Below are 19,943 nucleotides of genomic sequence, written 5' to 3'. Positions count from 1 at the left end.
CCCACCGGACACCCCGCCTTTTCCGGCGGGGTGTCCGGTGCTGTCCGGACAGTGCACTTCATCGCATCTCATCGGAAGTCCCGCGACGGGACGGCAATCGCCAACGCCAACTTCTGCATGCGGTCGGCCACCAGGTTGAGGACGCCTTCCGGGCTGCGTTCCAGCCGCCCCCGCACCAGCAGGGCGCTGCTGCCCAGCGCCACCGACCGGTAGCGGGCCCACAGGCCCTCCGAGCACGTCACGTTGAGCATCCCGGTCTCGTCCTCGAGGTTGATGAACGTGACCCCGCCCGCGGTGGCGGGGCGCTGGCGGTGCGTCACCAGCCCCCCGACCAGCACCCGGGGCGGCCGCACGTCGGGGTCGTAAGGATCGAGGGTCTCGACGACCACGTCGGCACCCTCCGCGCCGGCCCGCCCGCCGCGGCCTGCGCGCCGCGCCGTCCCGGCCATGGTCTGCCTGCCCACCTCGTCGAGCATGTCGATGCGCACCGCGCCGAGGCCGTCGAGCGTCGCGCGCAGGTGCTCGATCGGATGACTGTCGGGTGAGACGCCGGTGGCCCACACGTCGGAGACGGTGAGCTCGACGTCGGTCATCCCCGGCAGGGCGGGTGCCTCCATCCCGACGGCCGCACCCGGCAGGTGCTCCGGCCGCACCGCCGCGACCACCCCCGCCGCCCACAGCGCCGACCGACGGTCGATCCCGAAACAGCCGAACGCCCCCGCCGTGGCCAGCGCCTCGGCCTGCGGCGCCGTGAGCCGGACCCGGCGGGCCAGGTCGGCCAGGTCGCGGTAGCGCCCGTTGCGGACGCGTTCGGCCTCGATCTCCTCCGCCTTGTCGATCCCGACGGAACGCACCTCGCCCATCCCCAGCCGGACGGCGACACCGCCCTCACTGCGGGCCTCGGGCTCCAGCGTGGCCTCCGCACCACCCTCGCAGACGTCGGGGCCGCGGACGAGCACCCCGTGCCGGCGGGCATCGGCCACCAGCGACTGCGGCGAGTAGAAGCCCATCGGCTGCGAGTTCAGCAGCGCGGCGCAGAAGGCGGCCGGGTAGTACCGCTTGAACCAGGCGCTGTAGTAGACCAGCGACGCGAAGCTGATCGAGTGGCTCTCGGGGAAGCCGAAGTTCGCGAAGGCCAACATCTTGGTGAAGATGCCGTCGGCCACCTCGCCGGTGATCCCGTTGGCGGCCATACCGTCGAAGAAGCGGCCCCGCAGCCGTTCCATCTTCTCCGTCGACCGTTTGGAGCCCATCGCGCGGCGCAGCTCGTCGGCGTCGGCCGCGGAGAACCCGGCGACGTCGACCGCGACCTGCATGAGCTGCTCCTGGAACAGCGGCACCCCCAGGGTCTTCTGCAGCGCCCCCTCGAGCAGCGGGTGCTCGTGGTGCCACGTCTCCAGGCCGCGGCGGCGACGGATGTAGGGGTGCACCGAGCCGCCCTGGATCGGACCCGGCCGGATCAACGCCACCTCCACCACCAGGTCGTAGAAGCGCTCCGGCCGCAGCCGCGGCAACGTGGCCATCTGGGCGCGCGACTCCACCTGGAACACCCCGACCGAGTCGGCCCGCTGCAGCATCTCGTAGACCTCGGGATCGGTCGGCTGCAGCTCGTGCAGCTCCACCTCCCGGTCGTGGTGCGCACCGACGAGATCGATCATCGTGTGCAGCGCGGTGAGCATCCCCAGACCGAGCAGGTCGAACTTCACCAGGCCCGCGGCCGCGCAGTCGTCCTTGTCCCACTGCACGACGGTGCGGTCCTGCATCCGCGCCCACTCGACAGGGACGACCTCCGACACCGGACGGTCGCAGATGACCATGCCGCCGGAATGGATGCCCAGGTGGCGGGGGAACCCGAGCAGCTGCTCGGCGAGGGCGAGCACCGCGGGCGGCATCCCGTCGGGCGGAGGCGGGCCGTCGGGGCCGCCGATGCCGTGCCACCGCTCGATCTGCTTGCTCCACGCGTCCTGCTGGCCGGGTGAGAAGCCCAGCGCCTTGGCCATGTCGCGCACCGCGGACCGCGGCCGGTAGGTGATGACGTTGGCGACCTGCGCAGCGCAGCCCCGGCCGTACTTCTCGTAGACGTACTGGATGACCTCCTCGCGGCGGCCCGACTCGATGTCGAGGTCGATGTCGGGGTAGCCGTCGCGCGCCGGGGACAGGAACCGTTCGAACAGCAGGCCACTGGCCACCGCGTCGACATGCGTGATGCCCAACGCGTAGCAGACCGCGGAGTTGGCCGCCGACCCCCGGCCCTGGCAGAGGATGTCCTCCCTGCGGCAGAACTCGACGATGTCGTGGACGATCAGGAAATACCCGGGGAACTTCTTCTCGACGATGATCGCCATCTCGTGCTCGATCGTCTCGGCGGCCTCGGGGTTCTCCACCTGGCTGCCGTAGCGGCACATCGCGCCCTTGCGCACCCGCTCCCACAGCAACGACGTCTCGTCGTGGCCGACGGGGACGTCGAACGGTGGCAGGTCGGGCGCGACGAGGTCGATCGTGAAGGCGCACTCCCTGCCCAGCGCCGCCGCCCGGGCCACCGCACCCGGGTACCGGGCCTCGAAGCGCGCCGCCATCTCCGCACCCGACCGCAGATGTGCCGTGGCCGCCGGCGGGAGCCAGCCGTCGGCCTCGTCGAGGCTGCGCCGGGCCCGGACCGCGGACAGCGCCCCGGCCAGCGGATACCGTCCCGGCGTGGCGTAGTGGGCTGCGGTGGTGGCCACCGTGGGCAGGCCGGCCCGGGCCGCGAGGGCGGCCAGCGCGTCGTTGCGTTCGGTGTCGCCCGGCAGCCCGTGCTGCGTGAGCTCGACGACGACATGGTCCCGGCCGAACCGCTCGACCAGCCACGTGAGCGCCTCCTCCGCCGCCGCGGGCCCGCCCGCCCGCAACGCCCGCTGCACCGCGCCCTTGCGGCACCCGGTGAGCGCCACGACCCGGCCCGCCGTCTCCCCGACGACGTGCTCCAGGTCGTACACCGGGCGGCCCTTCTCCTCGCCCTCGATCTGCGCCGTGCTGATCACCCGGCACAGCGCCCGGTAGCCCTCCGGATCGCGCGCCAGCAGCAGCAGGTGGCTGCCCTCGGGATCGGGCACCCCGTTCTGCGGCGCGGACAGCCCCAGGCTCAGCTCGGCGCCGAAGACCGTGGCCACCCCCAGTTCCGCCGCCGCCTCGGCGAACCGGACCACCCCGTACATGCCGTCGTGGTCGGTGAGGGCGACCGCGTCGAGCCCCAGCCGGGCCGCCTCCTCGACGAGCTCCTCGGGATGGCTCGCGCCGTCGAGGAAGCTGAAGTTCGAATGGCAGTGCAGTTCGGCGTAGGGCACCCGCTCGCCCCCATCACCGGTGAGCGACGGCGCCTGATACGGCTCGCGCTTGCGTGACCAGGCCGGACTGTCGCCACCGTCGCCCTCCGGGGGGCCGCCGGTGAGGCTCGCACCGTCGCGAGGCCTGCCGGAGAGCACCGACTCCAGCTCGGCCCAGCTGACGTCGGGATTGTTGAAACCCACACCCCGAGTCTAGTCGAACACCTGTTCGATCGAGAGAGTTGTCCACAGGGTGGACGTCCTCACAGGACCCGGCCTGCGCTCGAACCTCGACCGGCTCGACGAGGTTCTGCGCGCGGACGGCATCGGGCGCGAGCGTCCGGTAGCCGTGCTCACGACGCCGTCGCCGAACTCCGGGTACCGCACCACCTCCTGAACGCCCGGAACCCTCTCGGACGCCTCCCTCATCGGCGTCGCCGTGCGCCGCAGCCAGGCCCGAAACCCGGCCGCAACCTCACGGTCGTGATCCGGCCGCCGGACAGCAGTGAGGTTGCGCGCGGCTTGTCGACGCAGGCCCACCCGAGCGGTGCGGCCCGGCCGGCGCGGCGCGGGCGGTGCAGCCCGGGCAGAGCAGCCCGGCCGGTGCAGCCCAGGCAATGCGGCCCGGGCAGTGCAGCGCGGCCAGTGCGGCCAGGGCCAGGTGCGGGGCCGGGCCGGAGGTCAGGTGACGCCCAGAGGTCAAGGGCGAGGCCAGGCGCGGCGCGGCGCGGAGATCAGGTGACGCCCAGAGGTCAGGTGCGGGCGGGGTCAGGTGCGGGCGGGGGCGGGAAGGTGTTCGTCGAGCATCGCGTCGAGTACCGACTTCGGCCGCGCCCCCACGATCCTGGCCACCCGCTCCCCACGGACGTAGAGATCCAGCGTCGGCATGGCCATGACCCCGCTGTCGCGGCAGACCAACGGGTTGACGTCGGCGTCGACCGACACGACGCGCAGCGTGCCCTCCCGCTCCCGCGCGATCTGCGCGAGCACGGGGGCGATCATGCGGCAGGGCGGGCACCAGGTCGCCCAGAAGTCGACGAGCACCGGCACGTCGGAGCCGAGGACTTCGGCGGCGAAGGACGCGTCGGTGACGGGGGGCAGGTCGGGTGCGGACATGGTTCCTCCTGGAAACGTCGTGCGAAGGGTGTGGTCGACCTGATAGAGGAGCGTGCGCGGCTACGGGTCGATGCCGGAGAACTCGCAGCGGGCGCGCGAGGCCTCGCCGAGCTGGCGGGTGAGCTCGCCGCGGACCTCCTGCAGCCGGTCGACGGAGTCGTCGACCTCGGCGATCCGGCGCCGCAGCACGGCGATCGAGTCGGGACAGCTCGCCGCCCGCTCGTGGCCCGCCCGCAGGCACTCGACGAACGGGCGCGTGTCCTCCAGCGCGAACCCGAGCCCCACGAGCATCCGGATCTCGCGGATCGCGCGCAGATCGGCGTCGTCGTAGACGCGGTAGCCGTTCGCGCCGCGACGCCCGGTGAGCAGCCCCAGCTCGTCGTAGTGGCGCAGCGTCCGCGTGGTCACGTCCGCCAGCCGGGCAAGCTCACCGATGCGCATCGTCGCCCTCCTCGGGGTCGAGAACGACGCTAGACCTTGACGCCGACGTGAAGGCCAACCCGATTCCGGGGGAGCGGAGCGTCAGCCGACCAGGGAGGAGTCGATGTCGGCGACGGAGGCCGCGCCGAGCTGCGACATCACGCGGACGACCTCGTTGCGCAGCAGGTCGAGCACCCGGTCGACGCCGGCCTCGCCCGCCGCGGCGAGCGCGTACATGTAGGGCCGGCCGACGAGCACTGCCTGGGCGCCGAGCGCGACGGCCCTCACGACGTCGGCGCCTCGGCGCACGCCGCTGTCGAGGAACACCTCGGCGCGGCCGGCGGCGGCGTCGACGACCTCGCCGAGGACGTCGATGGTCGCGGGGGCGCCGTCCATGTTCCGGCCGCCGTGGTTGGAGACGACGATGCCGTCGACACCCATGTCGACCAGCATCGGGACCTCGTCGGCACGCAGGATGCCCTTGACGACGAGCGGGCCGTCCCAGCGCTCGCGCAGCCAGCGGATGTCCTCGGGCGTCACGGACTTCACGTGGCTGATGGCGTCGGCGAGGTTGTCGTAGGCGCGTTTGGCGGCGAGCACGTCGACCGCGGGCCCTGCCTGCGCGTCGGGCGCGGGAGCCGATGTGCCGCCACCCCTCCGTGAGCGCGGGTCGAGCTTGGCCGCGACACGGCCGAGGCCGGCGCTGCCGAGCAGGTAGTCACGCGCCCACAGCGGCCGCGAGGCACCGGCCAGCACGAGCTGCGGGGAGATCTTCAGCGGGATGCCGACGCGGTTGCGCAGGTCCTTCTCGCGGTACGGCTTGATCGCGCTGTCGACGGTCACGCACAGGACCCGGTAGCCGGCGCCCTCGACGCGGTCGATCAGCTCGACGTTCGCCCGGTGCTCGGGCTTCATGTACACCTGGTACCAGAGCGGGCCCGTGGCGGACTTCGCGATGACCTCTGGCTTCTCGCTGGCCCCACCGGCGACGGCGAACGCGGTGCCCAGCCGGCCGGCGGCGCGGGCGACCGCGGGTTCGGACGCGCTGTGGCACATCCGCGCGGAGCTGCACGGGGCGAGCATGAACGGCACCGACACCTGGTCGCCCAGGATCGTCGTGGTGGTGTCGACCTTGGTGACGTCGGCCAGCGCGCGGGGGCGCAGCACGATCCTGTCGAGCGACTCGCGGTTGCGGCGCAACGTCACCTCGTCGCCCGCGCCGCCGTCGACGATGTCGAACACCGCCCGGGGCAGGCGTCGGCGCGCCAGGCTGCGCATGTCCTCGACGTTGTGGACGTGCGCGAGTCTTCCCGCCCTCATGACGACTCCTCCCGGGCCTGCCGTGATCGGGGCCAACGTACTTTCGTCCCGTACCTCGTGAACCTCCGGGGTCCGCGGCAGCGCCTCCGTGCGGTACGGAACGGACAGACCGCCTGAGGAGCGCCGCACGACTCGGACCTGCTGCGCGACGCCCAGGCAGCACTCTCCCTAGTCGTAGACGGCGGTGAGCCACCACCTCCCGCGGGCGGCGACGAGCAGCACTGCCGCACCGTCGTCGAGCACGACCTGCAGCCGGGCCGTCCCGACCGCGCCGGGCACCCACCAGCGCTGCTGCACCGGCCACGGCCCCGCCCAGCCGACGACCGTCCCCGACGGCCCGTCCGCGACGTCGAGCCGCTCGGGGGCCGTGGCGAGCAGGTCGGAGGCCCGGAGCCCGACGGGCCGCCCTGCGGCGTCGAGCAGGACGGCGGACTGCGGCTCGGGCAGGACCGACGCGGGCGACGGCGCGGGGAGCCTGCCCGGCCACGCGGGCGGGGGCGAGAGCAGTCCCGGCCGGGCGGTCCGGACCGGTGTGGTGCGGCGGGTGCCGCGCCGGGCGTTGCGCCGCATGGGCCCGGCGGGTGGGGACGGCGGCTGGGCCACACCCGGCCCGGGCTCACGCGCCCGGCCCGGCCCCGAACCGCCACCGGCACGACCGGCCCGGGGAGCGGGGTCGTCGACGGGACCACTCTCCTGGGGAGCGGGCTCCCCCGACATCGGGCCGGCCCGCTCGTCGGACATGCCGTCGAGCGTGCCGCGGGCGTCGCCCCACGCCACGAGCCGGACCCGTTCGGCGGGGTCGCGGCCGCCGGTGAGCACCGCGGTGACGACCCCGCCCGGCCCCAGCAGCGCCTGCGTCCGGACGAGGGCGCGCCCGGCCCGCTCGTCGGCCACCCCGACCTCGCCCCACAGCCCGAGCTGCAGCGCGCCCGCGGTGACCGTTTCCTCCGGCGTCAGCCGCATCCGCACGACGGCACCCGACCCGCCCCGGGTGAGCCAGGCGTCGAGCTGCCAGCGCACCCGGTCGACCGTGCCGGACGGCGTGAGCGGTTCGGCGCAGCGCCAGATTCGCAGCAGTTCCTCCCCCTGCTCCGTGGTGGCCGCGACACCCAGCCGGGTACAGGACAGCCCGTGCCCGGCGAGCACACCGTGCAGCCGTTCGGCGAGGCCGCGGGCGGCGAATGCGGCGGCGTCGACCCGGTCGACCGGTGGGTCGAGCTCCAGCTCCACCGCCAGTTCTTCGGGCGGGCAGCGCCGTACGGGCGGGCGCGGGTCGAGCCCGCGGGCCAGCCGGTGGGCGAGCACGGCGTCGGCGCCGAAGCGGGAGGCGACGTCGGCGGCGTCGAGCGAGCCGAACGCGCCGAGGCTGCGCAGCCCGAGCCTGCGTAGCAACCCGACGAGCTCGGACCGGTCGACCTCCGGCTCGCGGTCGAGCTCGTCGACGTCCATGGCAGCGAGGAACGCCGGCGTGGCCCCCGCTTCGACGGCGACCCCGCGGCGGGCGGCGAGCACGGCGGCGAACAGCCCGTCGGCCACCCCGACCTGGCATTCGACGCCGGTGCGGGCCGCCACCTGGTCGACCAGCCGCTCCGCCGCCCCGAGCTCCCCACCGAAGAACCCGGCGGGGCCGCGGGCGGGGAGCGCCACCAGCCCCGGCCGGACGACCTCGACGCCCGGTGCCAGCTCCTCCACCGCGACGACGACCGGTTCGAAGAGCCGGGCGTCGCGCTCCGGGTCGCGCCCCAGGACCGCCAGCTCGGGGCAACGGGCCTGGGCCTCACGGCGGCGCAGCCCCCGGCGCACCCCGTGGGCGCGGGCGGTGGCCGAGCAGGCCAGCACCCGGTTGGCGACGACCACCGCCGCCGGCTGGTGCGACGGAACCCCTTCGGCGCGAGCGGCGGCGGTGACCGGCCAGTCGGGTGACCAGAGCACCAGCACCCGCACCGGCGGCCCCTCGGTCGCCGGCTCGGCCCCCGTGCGCACCCGGCTCATACGGCGGCCACCCGGACCGGGGCCGGGGCCGTGTCCACGGCCGCCGGCTCGGGGGCGCCCACCGGGCCGGGCAGCAGCAACGTGGCCTCCCGGCCGCCCGGCGCGATCCCCCGCCCGCGCACCCGCACCCCGGCCCGCCGGGTGCGCAGCCGCCCGGCACCGCCACCGACCAGCCCCTCCCAGAACGGGCGGGTGCAGCTCAGCTCCAGATCGGCTCCCGGCCACGAGCCCAGCGCGATCAGCACGGTGCCCCGCTGGCGGGCCCGCGCGGCCAGCCGCTGCCGGTCGGCCGCCCGGACCCCGGCACGTTCGTGACCGGCGACGGCCACGAGATCGAGTCCGTCGACCAGGGCGGCGACCACCGCGACGAGATCGCGGCCGGGTTCGGGCACCAGCGCCAGCCGGTCGAGCCGGATCCCGGCCTCGGCGGCGGCGAGCGCTCCCAGGTCGGGGCGGCCTACCACTCCCGCCCAGGCCCCGGACGCCGACGCCTCGGCGAGCAGCGCGAACAGCAACGAGGTGGCCCCCGGCGCGGCGCCCACCGCCACCGTGGCCCCCCGCCGCAGCCCTCCTGCCGGCAGCACCCGGGCGAGGGCGGCGGCAACGGGCAGGACCTTCCCGTCGTCACCCGGGGTGGGCGCGACCCTGGCGGGGTCGAGCCGGGCGGGACGCTCCACCCGCCGCAACAACCCGCGCGCCATCTCGAGCCTGCTCGCCGCATCGGCCCGCGCCACCTCGGCCATCGCCCGCCCTCCGACACCCATCGTTCGAACTGATGTTCGAATCATAGGGACCGGCGGCGAGCGGCTCAACCGCCCCCGCGACCGCCTGTGGACAACTCCGGAAAGCCGCCGAAAAAGGGTTCAGATTCACCGGTTGTCCACAGTCACTCGATCGAGGAATCCCGTCACGGGCCGCCGCAACTGTACGAATATGCAGCCGGGCGGAACCCCGTCCCGGGCTCCCCTCCTACTCGTTGGAGCGACACACGTGACGCGGGGTCAGAAACGCCGTAGCCAGCTGGCCACCCTCACGCTCGACCTGCCGTCGGCACCGCTCGACCACGCAGCCGGCCTGCCCCGGCACCGGCCACCGCGGGTCGTCGCCCTCGTCCCTGCGCACGACGAGCAGCGCGCCCTCCCGGAGGCGATCGCGTCGCTGCGCCGCCAGACCGTCGCGCTCGACCGCATCGTCGTCGTGGCCGACAACTGCGCCGACGACACCGCGGTCGTCGCGCGCAGGAACGGGGCGGAGGTCGTCGAGACCCACGGCAACCGCGACCGCAAGGCCGGTGCGCTGAACCAGGCACTCGACCTGCTGCTGCCCACCCTGTCCGACGACGATCTCCTACTCGTCACCGACGCCGACTCGATGCTCGTCCCCGGGTTCGTCGAGACCGCCGTCCTGCGGCTGCGCACCGACCACACCGCGGGTGCCGTCGGCGGCGTCTTCCACGGCGAGGCGGGGGCGGGGCTCGTCGGGGCGTTGCAGCGCAACGAGTACGCCCGCTACGCCCGCGAGATCTCCCGGCGCGCCGACCGGGCGTCGGTGCTCACCGGGACGGCCACCGTGTTCCGGGTCGGGGTGCTACGGGAGGTCGCACGCACCCGCGGCACCACGCTGCCCGGACCGGCCGGCCACGTCTACGACCCCGACGCGCTCACCGAGGACAACGAGATCACCCTGGCCGTGCGCACCCTCGGCTGGCGGACCGTCTCTCCCGCGGGCTGCGGCGTCCTCACCGAGATCATGCCGACGTGGGGCGATCTGTGGCGCCAGCGCCTGCGCTGGCAGCGCGGCGCCCTGGAGAACCTGCACGGCTACGGGCTCACCGCCGTCACCCTGCCCTACCTGGCCCGGCAGGTCGGGATGTATCTCGGCATCGTCGCAGTGGCGCTCTTCCTGCTCGCCACCGTCTTGTTCGCGACGGCCGGCCTGCTCGGTCCACCCGTCGGGCTCTGGCTGGGCGTCACCGCGGTGTTCGTCGTCGAACGGGTGTGGACCGTCCGCGCCCGCGGGATCGGCGGTATGGCGCTCGCGCTGCCGATGGTGATCGAGTTCGGCTACGACCTGTTCCAGCAGGCGGTGTTCCTGCGCGCCGCGGCGCAGGCCCTGCGGGGCCGGCGCGCCACCTGGCACCATCTCGCGCCGAGCAGGGCGTGAGTCGTTGTACGCCAAGGTGTGCGCGGTCACGGGCGGCGTCGCCGTGCCGGTCGGACTGGCCGGCTACGCGGTCGACGACCTGCCGTGGCCCATGGCGCTGCTGTGGCACGTCGTCGCGGTGACGACGCTGCTCACCGCGGCCCTCGCCCTGCTCCGGATACTGCCGAGAGGGCGGGGCCGCCGGTGAGCAGGCCTCAGTGAGCAGGACTCAGTGCGCGAAGTGCCGCGTCCCCGTCAGGTAGAGAGGCACGCCCGCCTTGGCGGCCGCCTCGGTGACGACGTCGTCGCGGATCGAGCCGCCCGGGTGCACCACCGCGGCGACACCGGCCTCGAGCAGGATCTCCAGGCCGTCGGGGAACGGGAAGAACGCGTCCGACGCCGCGACCGACCCCCGCGCCCGATCGCCCGCTCGTGCGACCGCGAGCCGCGCCGAGTCGACCCGGTTGACCTGCCCCATCCCGACGCCGACGGCCGCGCCGCCGGACGCCAGCAGGATCGCGTTGGACTTCACCGCGCGGCAGGCCCGCCACGCGAAGAGCAGGTCGGCGAGCACCTCGTCGGAGACCGGCTCGCCGGCCGCGAGGGTCCACGTGGACGGGTCATCGCCCGGCGCGTCGATCGCATCGCGCTGCTGCACCAGCAGCCCACCGGAGATCGGCCGCTGCTCGACGCCGAGGCGCCGCCCGGGGCCGTCGATGCGCAGCAGCCGCACGTTCTTCTTGCGCCCCAGGATCTCCAGCGCCTCGGGGGCGAAGGCGGGGGCGACGACGACCTCGGTGAAGATGTCGGCCACCTGCGTGGCCATCTCCGGGCTGACCTCGCCGTTGACGGCGATGACGCCGCCGAATGCGCTCAGCGGGTCGGTGGCGTGGGCCTTGCGGTGGGCCTCGGCGACGTCGGCGCCGACGGCGATGCCGCACGGGTTGGCGTGCTTGATGACCGCGACCGTCGGGACGTCGCCGTGGTCGTGCGCGGCCCGCCAGGCGGCGTCGGCGTCGACGTAGTTGTTGTACGACATCTCCTTGCCGTGCAACTGCTCCGCGCCCGCGAGACCGCCCGAGCCGTCGACGTAGAGCGCCGCCGCCTGGTGGGGGTTCTCGCCGTAGCGCAGGGTCGCCGCGCGCTCCCACGTGGCACCCGCCCAGTCGGGGAAGGGCCCGCCCTCGGGGTCGGCGGCCAGGACGCTACCCATCCAGGACGCGACGGCGACGTCGTAGTTCGCGGTGTGCCGGAACGCGTCGGCGGCGAGCCGGCGCCGGTCGGCCAGGTCGAACCCACCCTGCTTGACCTGCTCGAGCACCCACGCGTACCGCGACGGGTCGACGACGACCGCGACGCTGTCGTGGTTCTTCGCCGACGCGCGCACCATCGCGGGGCCGCCGATGTCGATCTGCTCGACGCACTCCTCCGGCGACGCACCCGACGCGACCGTCTGCGTGAACGGGTACAGGTTCGACACCAGCATGTCGAACGGTGCGATCCCGAGCTGCTCGAGCTGCGCGAGGTGCTCGGGACGGCGGGTGTCGGCCAGCAGCCCGGCGTGCACGCGCGGGTGCAGCGTCTTCACCCGGCCGTCGAGGCACTCGGGGAAACCGGTCAGCTCCTCGACGGGCGTCACGGGCACGCCCGCATCCGCGATCCGCTGCGCCGTCGACCCCGTCGACACGATCTCGACGCCGAGGGCGTGCAGCCCCGTCGCGAGATCGAGCAGCCCGGTCTTGTCGTAGACGCTGATCAGGACCCGTCGGACCGCTCTGCGCTCGCTCACGGAAGGTCACCTCTCGTCCGGTCGCGCCCGCCTCGGACGAGCGCGGCGACGGTGCCCACCAGCAACCGTCGCTCTGTGATCTTGATGCGTTCGTGCAGCTCGGTCTCGGTGTCGCTGGGCAGCACCGGGACCGCCTCCTGGGCGAGGATCGGTCCGGTGTCGACGCCGCTGTCGACGAGGTGCACCGTCGCACCACTGATCTTGACCCCGTAGGCCAGCGCGTCGCGGACCCCGTGGGCCCCGGGGAACGACGGCAGCAGCGCGGGATGGGTGTTGATCACCGGGCACGTGATGCCCGACAGGAAGGCCGGGCCGAGGATCTTCATGAACCCGGCGGACACCACCAGGTCGGGCCGGTGCGCGGCGACGGCCTCGGTGAGGGCGACGTCCCAGGCCGCGCGGTCGGCGTACGCGCGGACGGCGACGGAGAAGGTGTCGACGCCCGCCGCTCGCGCCCGGTCGAGCGCGCCGACTCCGGCGCGGTCGGTGCCGACGGCGACGACGCCCGCGGGGTACGCGGGCTCGGCGGTGGCGTCGAGGAGAGCCTGCAGGAGGGTGCCTGTGCCGGATGCGAGTACCACGATCCGGCCGCGGACGGGTTGCTCGCTCTGCGGGGCAGAACCGGACGACTCGGGCACACCACTCCTCGGGCACGACGGGTCGACAGGACGAACGTCGAGGTCGAGCCTAGGCGGAGGCGGCCGTCACACCGTCGCCGCCCCGGCTGCCGGGGTCACGGACGGGTGTGGTCACCAGTCTGCGTCGCCGTCGGCCTGTCGCTGGGCGACGAGCTCGGCAACGGTCTGCGGCTTCCGCGCCGCTTCGGCCGCGGGCTCGCCCCCCTCCGCACCCGCACGGTCCGTCCGGCGACGCCGGACAGCAGTGTGGTTGCGCGCGGGCTCGCCGTCGTCGCCCCCGGAGTCGTCGATCCCGTCGGACCCATCGGACCCGGCGTCGGGCTCGCGCGCAACCTCACGGTCCTCCCGACGGCGCCGGACAGCAGTGAGGTTGCGCGCGGAATCGGCAGGCCCGCCCGCATCGGCCTCGCCGCCGTCGGACCCGCCGTCGGACCCGCCGTCAGACCCGGACCCGGACCCCGGCCCGGACCCGGACCCGGACCCGGACCCGGCGGAATCGGACTCGCCGAGCTCAGCGACAGACTCGCGCGCAACCTCACCGTCCTCCCGACGGCGCCGGACAGCAGTGAGGTTGCGCGGGGACTCGGATTCTTCGGGGACCTCGGGAGTCTCCGACTCCTCGACGTCGGAGGGCTCGTCCTCGATCTCCTCGAACTCCGAGTCCGCCGCGAACGGGACGGCGCCGGGGACGGAGCGCTGGAACGTCGCCACCAGGAGGGCGGGACCACCCACCCACAGCAGGACGGCGGGCAGCAGCAGTTCCGGTCGCAGCCGGACCGGGTCGAACTGGCCCGCAGCCAGTCGACCCCCGGCGAGCAGGGCGGCGACGACCGTCCCGACGGCGACGAGCACGGCGGCGGCGGCGGTGGCCCGCAGCCGGAGCTTGACGTCGGGGACGTCGGCGAGGGCACCGCGGCAGGCGGCTCCGACGGCGGCGCCCACGGCGAGCGGCACCAGCAGGACGACGAGGACCCAGGCGGGAGGCGGGGTCTCGGGCATGGCGGCGAGCAGCGGGAACGGCATCCGGGGCCCGCCGGCGACGGTGAAGGGCGAGGCTGCGGCGGTCCCGACCGAGACGCCCGGGCCCAGCAGCCAGGACGCCCCGGCGACGACGGCGTTGGGCAGGTAGGCGACGGCGAGGACGAAGACACCGAGCGTCGATCCGAAGCCGGGGGCGAGCGTCGAGAAGGTGGCTTCGACCTCCCCGGCCCGCAGCACCATGCCGACGGCGAGGGCGGCGGCCCCGGCTGCGACGAGGGCGAGGAGCCCGGCGGTGGCGCCGCGGAGCGCGGCGGGGGCCCAGCGCGGGAGGCGGGCGCGCCATTCGGGGGGGACGCCGCACTGGCGGAGCAGTCCGATCCCGGCGGCGAGGGCGGTGACGACGCCGGCGCCGACCATCGCGGCCCAGGGCGCGGCGGAGACGGGTGCGGCGGCGGGCAGCAGTGCGCTGGCGAGGACGGCGACGGCGGCGTGCGCCCCGGCTTGCGCGGCGAGGACGGCTCCGGCGTCGGTGCGGAGACGGCCGCCGAGGCGGCGCACGGACCAGCGGGCGCCGGCGGCGACGACCAGGACGAGGACGAGCGTCGGTAGCAGGGGGAGGACGCTCAGCGGCGCGCCGACGACGGTCAGCGGGATCTGGTGCGCGGCCAGCCAGAGCGGGATCGCGGTGGCGAAGACGCCGTCGACAGACATGCCGGTCCCGGCGGTGAGGACGACGAGTGCCGCGGCGGGCAGGAGGATGCCGTAGCTGACGAGCACGGTCCCCATCGCGGAGGCGAGGAGGATCCGCAGGCGGTCGAGGCCGTCGCCGGGGTTGCGGGTCGGCGGGTCGGGCTGGGGTTCGCCGAGGTCGGGGGCGTCGGGGGTGGCCGGGACCGACCGGGTTGACCGGGGAGGTTGGGTGCGGCTCACGCCGTCCACCATCTCAGCGCGGACGGCCCGATCCGGTCAGGCACGCCGCAGCGAGGGTCACTGCTGCTGCTGGGTGGGGGGCTGCTGCTCGCCGGTGCTGCTGGTGTGGATGGTCTGCGTGGAGTCGCCCGGGGGCTGTGCCGCGGGCTGCTGACCGGTCGGGCCGCCCCAGCCGTGCGCGCCGTACGACGGGGGCTGCGCGTAGGGCGATGCCTGGGGGCCGGTCGGCTGCGTGTAGTTGGGCGGCTGCTGCTGGGCGCCGTAGCCGGGCGGCGGCTGCTGCATGTATCCGCCCTGGTAGGGCTGGCCGTAGCCGGGAGGCGGGCCGTAGCCGGTGGGCGGCTTGGGCGCGGGGGGCTTGATGACGCCCAGTTCCATGAGCACGACGACGACGGCGCCGGCTGCTTCGAGCAGCGCCAGGATCATGACGATGATGACGATCGTCGGCAGCGAGGCGCTGGACGAGCCGAACCCACCGGACAGTGCCGATGCCGCGGACGAGGCGGCGAGCGAGCCCTGCAGGACGGCGAGGCCTCCGACGAGGGCGACGATGGCGCCGGGGAGGACGAGCGAGCGGCGGATCAGGCCGGCGGCGACGAGCAGCCCGCCGATCATCAGCATCTGCTGGCCCTGGGTGAGGTACAGGAAGATCGCGCTGGAGAACGAGCAGAGGTAGACGACGATCCCGAGGGCGCCGACGCCCATCGCGACGAACCGTGCCGGGCCTGTCAGACCCTTGTCCACCTGGGCCTCGGTCTGCTGAGACATCGACTGCTTCCCCCTCGTCGCGCGACCGCGTCGCGCGTCCGTCCGACGACCGGGCCGACGGTAACCCAGTGCGGTGGCCCACCGTGTGGCGGGCCACCGCACGGCGGCCTACAGGCCGGCGACGATCTCCCGCATCAGGGCGGCGGTCTCGGACGGCGTCTTGCCGACCTTGACCCCGGCGGCCTCGAGGGCCTCCTTCTTCGCCTGCGCGGTGCCCGCGGAGCCGGAGACGATGGCGCCGGCGTGGCCCATCGTCTTGCCCTCGGGGGCGGTGAAGCCTGCGACGTAGCCGACGACGGGCTTGGTCACGTTGGCCTTGATGAACGCCGCGGCGCGCTCCTCGGCGTCGCCGCCGATCTCGCCGATCATCACGATGGCGGCGGTCTCGGGGTCGGCCTCGAACGCCTCGAGGGCGTCGATGTGGGTGGTGCCGATGACGGGGTCGCCGCCGATGCCGATGGCCGTCGAGAAGCCGATCTCGCGCAGCTCGTACATCATCTGGTAGGTCAGGGTGCCCGACTTGGACACGAGGCCGATCTTGCCGGGGCCGGCGATGTCGGCGGGGATGATGCCGGCGTTGGACTTGCCGGGGCTGATGATGCCGGGGCAGTTCGGGCCGATGATGCGCGTCTTGTTGCCCTTGGCGACGGCGTGCGCCCAGAAGTAGGCGGAGTCGTGCACCGGGATGCCCTCGGTGATGACGACGGCGAGCGGGATCTCGGCGTCGATCGCCTCGATGACGGCGTCCTTGGCGAACTTCGGCGGCACGAAGACGACGCTGACGTCGGCGCCGGTCTCCTTGATGGCCTCTTCGACGGTGCCGAAGACCGTGAGGTCCTTGCCGCCGATGGTGACGGTGGTGCCGGCCTTGCGGGCGTTGACACCGCCGACGATGTTGGTGCCGGCGGCCAGCATCTTGGTGGCGTGCTTGGTGCCCTCGCCGCCGGTGATGCCCTGGACGATGACCTTGCTGTTCTCGGTGAGGAAGATCGACATGTCAGGCACCCGCCGCCAGCTGGGCGGCCTTGTCGGCCGCGTTGTCCATCGTGTCCACCTGCGTGACCAGCGGGTGGTTGGCCTCGTCGAGGATCCGGCGTCCTTCGACGACGTTGTTGCCGTCGAGCCGGACGACGAGCGGCTTGGTGGCGGCATCGCCCAGGATCTTCAGGGCCTCGACGATGCCGTCGGCGACGGCGTCGCACGCGGTGATGCCGCCGAAGACGTTGACGAACACGCTCTTGACGTCGGGGTCGCCGAGGATGACGTCGAGTCCGTCGGCCATGACCTGGGCCGAGGCGCCGCCTCCGATGTCGAGGAAGTTGGCGGGCTTGACCCCGCCGTGCTTCTCGCCGGCGTAGGCGACGACGTCGAGCGTGGACATGACCAGGCCCGCGCCGTTGCCGATGATGCCGACCTGGCCGTCGTCGAGCTTGACGTAGTTGAGGCCCTTGGCCTTCGCCTTGGCCTCGAGCGCGTTCTCGGTGCGCTCGTCGACCAGCGCGGCGTGGTCGGGGTGGCGGAAGTCGGCGTTCTCGTCGAGGGTGACCTTGCCGTCGAGCGCGATCACCTTGTCCTGCGGGTCGCGGACGAGCGGGTTGACCTCGACGAGGGTCGCGTCCTCGGAGACGAAGGTCTCCCACAGCTTGACGATGACCTGCGCGGCCTCGTCGGCGACCGCGGCGGGGATCTTGCCCGCGGCGACGATCTCGTCGGCCTTCGCCTTGTCGACGCCCGCGATGGCGTCGACGGGGATGCGCGCGAGCGCGTCGGGGCGCTCGACGGCGAGCTGCTCGATCTCCATGCCGCCCTCGGCCGAGCACATGGCCAGGAAGGTGCGGTTGGACCGGTCGAGCAGGAACGAGAAGTAGTACTCCTCGCTGATGTCGCTGGCGGTGGTCACCAGGACGCGGTGGACGGTGTGGCCTTTGATGTCCATGCCGAGGATGGCCCCGGCCTTCTCTTTCGCCTCGTCGGCGTTCTCGGCGAGCTTGACGCCGCCCGCCTTGCCGCGGCCGCCCGTCTTCACCTGCGCCTTCACGACGACGGCGGTGCCCAGCTCGGCGGCGGCCGCGGCCGCGTCGTCCGCGGTCTCGACGGTCCGGCCCGGCAGGACCGGGACTCCGTGTGCGGCGAAGAGGTCCTTCGCCTGGTACTCGTACAGGTCCACTCGGCTCTTCTCCTGATCACTGCGGTGTGCCAAGGCGGCCGTGGGCGCGTGATCGGACGCGTCGCCGCCGTCGACCACCGGACTCGACCGTGCTCTCCGCCCAAGGACCCTAGCGACGCTCGGTGCACCGGCCCTGACCTGGCCCGGTGAGGCCGGTCACCATGCCGGTGGGGCTGCTCACACCGGGTGCCGAGACAGCGCGTCCGGATGTCCAGGATGGGCAGGACGCGGGGTCCTGACCTACCGTTCTTCCATGGCGTCGGCGCTCGGTGCGAGAGCCCGCCTGGCCGCAGTGGCCGGTGGGGTGCAGACGCTCGCCCGTGAGGCCGGCCGCGCCACCGGTTACGCGGTCCGCACGTTCGGCTCCCCCGCGGGCCTGCGCGGTGTCGCGCTGGAGAGCGCGTGGCTCGCCGTCCATCTCGCGAGCTACCCGTTGGGGTTGCTCGCCGAGTCGGTGCGCGATCCCGACCATTACCGCACCGATGTCCTCCCGCTGCGCAGCCGCAGCCTGGTGGTGTCGGACGTGGCTGCGGCGGGGACGCCGATCGTGCTGGTGCACGGGATCATGGACAACCGGTCGGTGTTCGGTGTGTTCGGCCGGGCGTTGCGCCGCCGCGGTTTCGGCCGGGTGCACGCGGTGAACTACGGCGTCCTCACCGGCGATCTGCGTGACGCCGCGCGGGACCTGCGCCGGGTTGTGGAGGAGATCCGGGAGTCGACGGGCGCGGAGAAGGTGCACATCGTCGGGCACTCGCTCGGCGGCATGATCGCCCGCTACTACGTGCAACGGATGGGCGGCGACGAGGCTGTCGACACGCTGGTGACGCTGGGCAGTCCGCACACGGGGACGGCGACCGCGTACCTGATGCCGACGCCGCTCGCGCGCCAGCTGCGGCCGGGCTCGCCGGTCCTGACCGAGCTCGCCGAGCCGGCTCCGCACTGCTCCACGCGGTTCGTGGTCGTCTGGAGCCGGATGGACGAAATGGTCGTGCCGCAACGGAATGCCCGGTTGGTCCACCCGGACCTCGTGGTCGACGAACTCGAGCTACGTGATGTGGGTCACCTCTCGCTGCCGATCGACGCACGCACGGTCCACTGGGTCGCCACCGCGCTCGCGCACCTGGACTCCAGCAGTGATCACTTCACGCGCAGGTCGCGCCCCCGCGGGGCCGGATCCACGACGCTGCGTGACGAATCGTCGCCAGCCTGACCACGTCCGGGTGCATCTGCGCACACACCCCCGCGACATTTGCCACCTCGCCGCGGAGCCCGCTACCGTCGCCGGGTCCGGATCACGGACGGATCACGAAGGTGACGGACCGGCCCCGAACCGGCCCGCCGAGGGTCTCCCCAACCCGCCCTGACGACCCGCCGTGGAACGGACTGCCTCATCGCATCGAGAAGGGCAGTTCTTGTCGCGCCACCGCTCCCCAAGCGGCGCCGACCAGGACCATCCCGACGTACGCCCGCGCACCCGCGGGCATGACGCCCGGGGTGGACACCGGCTTCCGGCACCACCGCCCGCGCACGTCCGTGGACGTGCGACGGTCGCCTTCGCGGCGGCCGGAGCGCTCGTGGCCGCAGGACAGTCGCTCGCCACCCTCTGGGGGCAGAGCCACCCGGTCGACGAGCCGTACGCGACCCTCTCGACCAACGCGATGATCCCGGTCTCGACGACCACCGAGGCGCTCCCCGACGACCCGGGCACCGCACCCGCACAGCCCGCCATCGGCGCGAGCCGGCTGCACACCTCGGCCCAGCCGGTCGACACGCTCGACCCCGGCGAGGACGTCGACGTCGCGAACCTGACCAAAGCCGTCGACATCGGCGCGAAGATCGCCCAGCAGGCCAAGATGCTGCGCCAGGCGCTCGCCGCCGGCGCCCCGCAGGGCGTGCTGTTCCAGGGCGCCGCCTTCGTGCTGCCCACGGCGGGCCGTTTCACGTCGGGCTTCGGCGCCCGCTGGGGTGTCACGCACTACGGCATCGACCTCGCCAACAGCATCGGCACCCCGATCTACGCGGTCACCGACGGCGTCGTCACCGAGTCCGGCCCGGCCAGCGGTTTCGGCATGTGGGTCGTGCTGCAGCACCCCGACGGCTCGCACAGCGTCTACGGCCACATCAACCGCAGCCTGGTCAAGGTCGGCGAGAAGGTCACCGCCGGCGAGAAGATCGCCGAGATGGGCAACCGCGGCCAGTCGACCGGCCCGCACCTGCACTTCGAGATCTGGACCCCGGGCGGGCAGAAGATCAACCCGCTCCCGTGGCTCGCCGCCCGCGGCATCGCCATCCCCGGCACCGGCAACGACGGCCCGTCGCACGACTGACGCCTGCACCGCGGGCATCGCCGCCGGCTGCCGGGTGCGCGAGAGACGCGT

At 73.7% G+C, this 19,943-nt stretch carries 17 protein-coding genes; 5 read left to right on the top strand and 12 right to left on the bottom strand.

The features are described 5' to 3' along the window. Positions 1-68 precede the first annotated feature (68 nt). Positions 69-3,506, bottom strand: a complete 3,438-nt coding sequence (locus tag PSU4_RS08920) for an error-prone DNA polymerase (RefSeq protein WP_147104791.1) — start codon at positions 3,504-3,506, stop codon at positions 69-71. Positions 3,507-3,555: 49 nt separating this feature from the next. Here PSU4_RS08920 and PSU4_RS31190 point away from each other — a divergent pair, with 49 nt between their 5' ends. Then, the gene (locus PSU4_RS31190) at positions 3,556-3,699 is read left to right on the top strand and encodes a hypothetical protein (RefSeq protein ID WP_186816823.1); all 144 of its coding nucleotides are present in this window, start codon (positions 3,556-3,558) and stop codon (positions 3,697-3,699) included. Positions 3,700-4,070: 371 nt separating this feature from the next. On the opposite strand, the gene PSU4_RS08915 is transcribed toward PSU4_RS31190, so the two are convergent. From PSU4_RS08915 to imuA', 5 genes are all read right to left on the bottom strand, one after another. Beyond that, positions 4,071-4,418: a thioredoxin family protein gene (locus tag PSU4_RS08915; protein WP_147104788.1), complete on the bottom strand. Its 348-nt coding sequence runs from the start codon at positions 4,416-4,418 to the stop codon at positions 4,071-4,073. A 60-nt stretch (positions 4,419-4,478) separates the two neighbouring features. Further along, positions 4,479-4,859 carry a MerR family transcriptional regulator gene (locus tag PSU4_RS08910; RefSeq protein ID WP_147104785.1) on the bottom strand — a complete coding sequence of 127 codons (381 nt, stop codon included), beginning with the start codon at positions 4,857-4,859 and terminating at the stop codon, positions 4,479-4,481. An 81-nt stretch (positions 4,860-4,940) separates the two neighbouring features. After that, positions 4,941-6,158 (bottom strand): alpha-hydroxy acid oxidase, encoded by a 1,218-nt coding sequence (locus PSU4_RS08905; protein WP_147104783.1) that lies wholly within the window; start codon positions 6,156-6,158, stop codon positions 4,941-4,943. A gap of 168 nt (positions 6,159-6,326) precedes the next feature. Continuing rightward, a complete protein-coding gene (locus tag PSU4_RS08900) occupies positions 6,327-8,150 on the bottom strand; it encodes a DNA polymerase Y family protein (protein WP_147104780.1) in 1,824 nt (607 codons plus the stop codon). Further along, complete coding sequence (imuA', locus tag PSU4_RS08895; protein WP_246115007.1) at positions 8,147-8,914, bottom strand: DnaE2-dependent mutagenesis accessory factor ImuA'; 768 nt, start codon at positions 8,912-8,914, stop codon at positions 8,147-8,149. The genes PSU4_RS08900 and imuA' overlap by 4 nt, the downstream gene beginning before the upstream one ends. 226 nt (positions 8,915-9,140) lie before the next feature. Between imuA' and PSU4_RS08890 the strand changes: the two genes are divergently transcribed. Both PSU4_RS08890 and PSU4_RS08885 read left to right on the top strand, forming a co-directional pair. After that, on the top strand, positions 9,141-10,313 hold the full coding sequence (locus PSU4_RS08890; RefSeq protein WP_147104777.1) for a glycosyltransferase family 2 protein: 1,173 nt from the start codon (positions 9,141-9,143) through the stop codon (positions 10,311-10,313). A gap of 4 nt (positions 10,314-10,317) precedes the next feature. Further along, positions 10,318-10,500, top strand: coding sequence for a hypothetical protein (locus PSU4_RS08885; protein ID WP_147104774.1), 183 nt, complete (start codon positions 10,318-10,320; stop codon positions 10,498-10,500). Between the two features lie 21 nt (positions 10,501-10,521). Here the strand turns inward: PSU4_RS08885 and purH are convergent, their stop codons facing one another. From purH to sucC, 6 genes are all read right to left on the bottom strand, one after another. Next, positions 10,522-12,081 (bottom strand): bifunctional phosphoribosylaminoimidazolecarboxamide formyltransferase/IMP cyclohydrolase, encoded by a 1,560-nt coding sequence (gene purH / locus PSU4_RS08880; RefSeq protein ID WP_147104771.1) that lies wholly within the window; start codon positions 12,079-12,081, stop codon positions 10,522-10,524. Further along, positions 12,078-12,719: a phosphoribosylglycinamide formyltransferase gene (gene purN, locus PSU4_RS08875; protein ID WP_147104768.1), complete on the bottom strand. Its 642-nt coding sequence runs from the start codon at positions 12,717-12,719 to the stop codon at positions 12,078-12,080. The genes purH and purN overlap by 4 nt, the downstream gene beginning before the upstream one ends. Positions 12,720-12,830: 111 nt before the next feature. After that, on the bottom strand, positions 12,831-14,630 hold the full coding sequence (locus PSU4_RS08870) for a cell division protein PerM (protein ID WP_147104764.1): 1,800 nt from the start codon (positions 14,628-14,630) through the stop codon (positions 12,831-12,833). Positions 14,631-14,687: 57 nt separating this feature from the next. After that, on the bottom strand, positions 14,688-15,398 hold the full coding sequence (locus PSU4_RS08865; RefSeq protein ID WP_147104761.1) for a DUF5336 domain-containing protein: 711 nt from the start codon (positions 15,396-15,398) through the stop codon (positions 14,688-14,690). A 108-nt stretch (positions 15,399-15,506) separates the two neighbouring features. Further along, positions 15,507-16,394 (bottom strand): succinate--CoA ligase subunit alpha, encoded by an 888-nt coding sequence (sucD, locus tag PSU4_RS08860; RefSeq protein ID WP_147104758.1) that lies wholly within the window; start codon positions 16,392-16,394, stop codon positions 15,507-15,509. A 1-nt stretch (position 16,395) separates the two neighbouring features. Then, entirely contained in the window at positions 16,396-17,565 is a 1,170-nt protein-coding gene (gene sucC, locus PSU4_RS08855) for an ADP-forming succinate--CoA ligase subunit beta (protein ID WP_147104755.1), read from the bottom strand. A gap of 253 nt (positions 17,566-17,818) precedes the next feature. Here sucC and PSU4_RS08850 point away from each other — a divergent pair, with 253 nt between their 5' ends. After that, positions 17,819-18,775 carry an esterase/lipase family protein gene (locus tag PSU4_RS08850; protein WP_147104753.1) on the top strand — a complete coding sequence of 319 codons (957 nt, stop codon included), beginning with the start codon at positions 17,819-17,821 and terminating at the stop codon, positions 18,773-18,775. Between the two features lie 364 nt (positions 18,776-19,139). Further along, entirely contained in the window at positions 19,140-19,892 is a 753-nt protein-coding gene (locus PSU4_RS08845; RefSeq protein ID WP_147104750.1) for a M23 family metallopeptidase, read from the top strand. The last annotated feature ends 51 nt before the right edge of the window (positions 19,893-19,943 follow it).

Origin of the sequence: Pseudonocardia sulfidoxydans NBRC 16205 (assembly GCF_007989085.1) — a bacterium.
GTDB lineage: Bacteria > Actinomycetota > Actinomycetes > Mycobacteriales > Pseudonocardiaceae > Pseudonocardia > Pseudonocardia sulfidoxydans.
The sequence above is the reverse complement of the archived record's forward strand: the minus strand, read 5'-3'. Positions and strand labels throughout refer to the sequence as shown.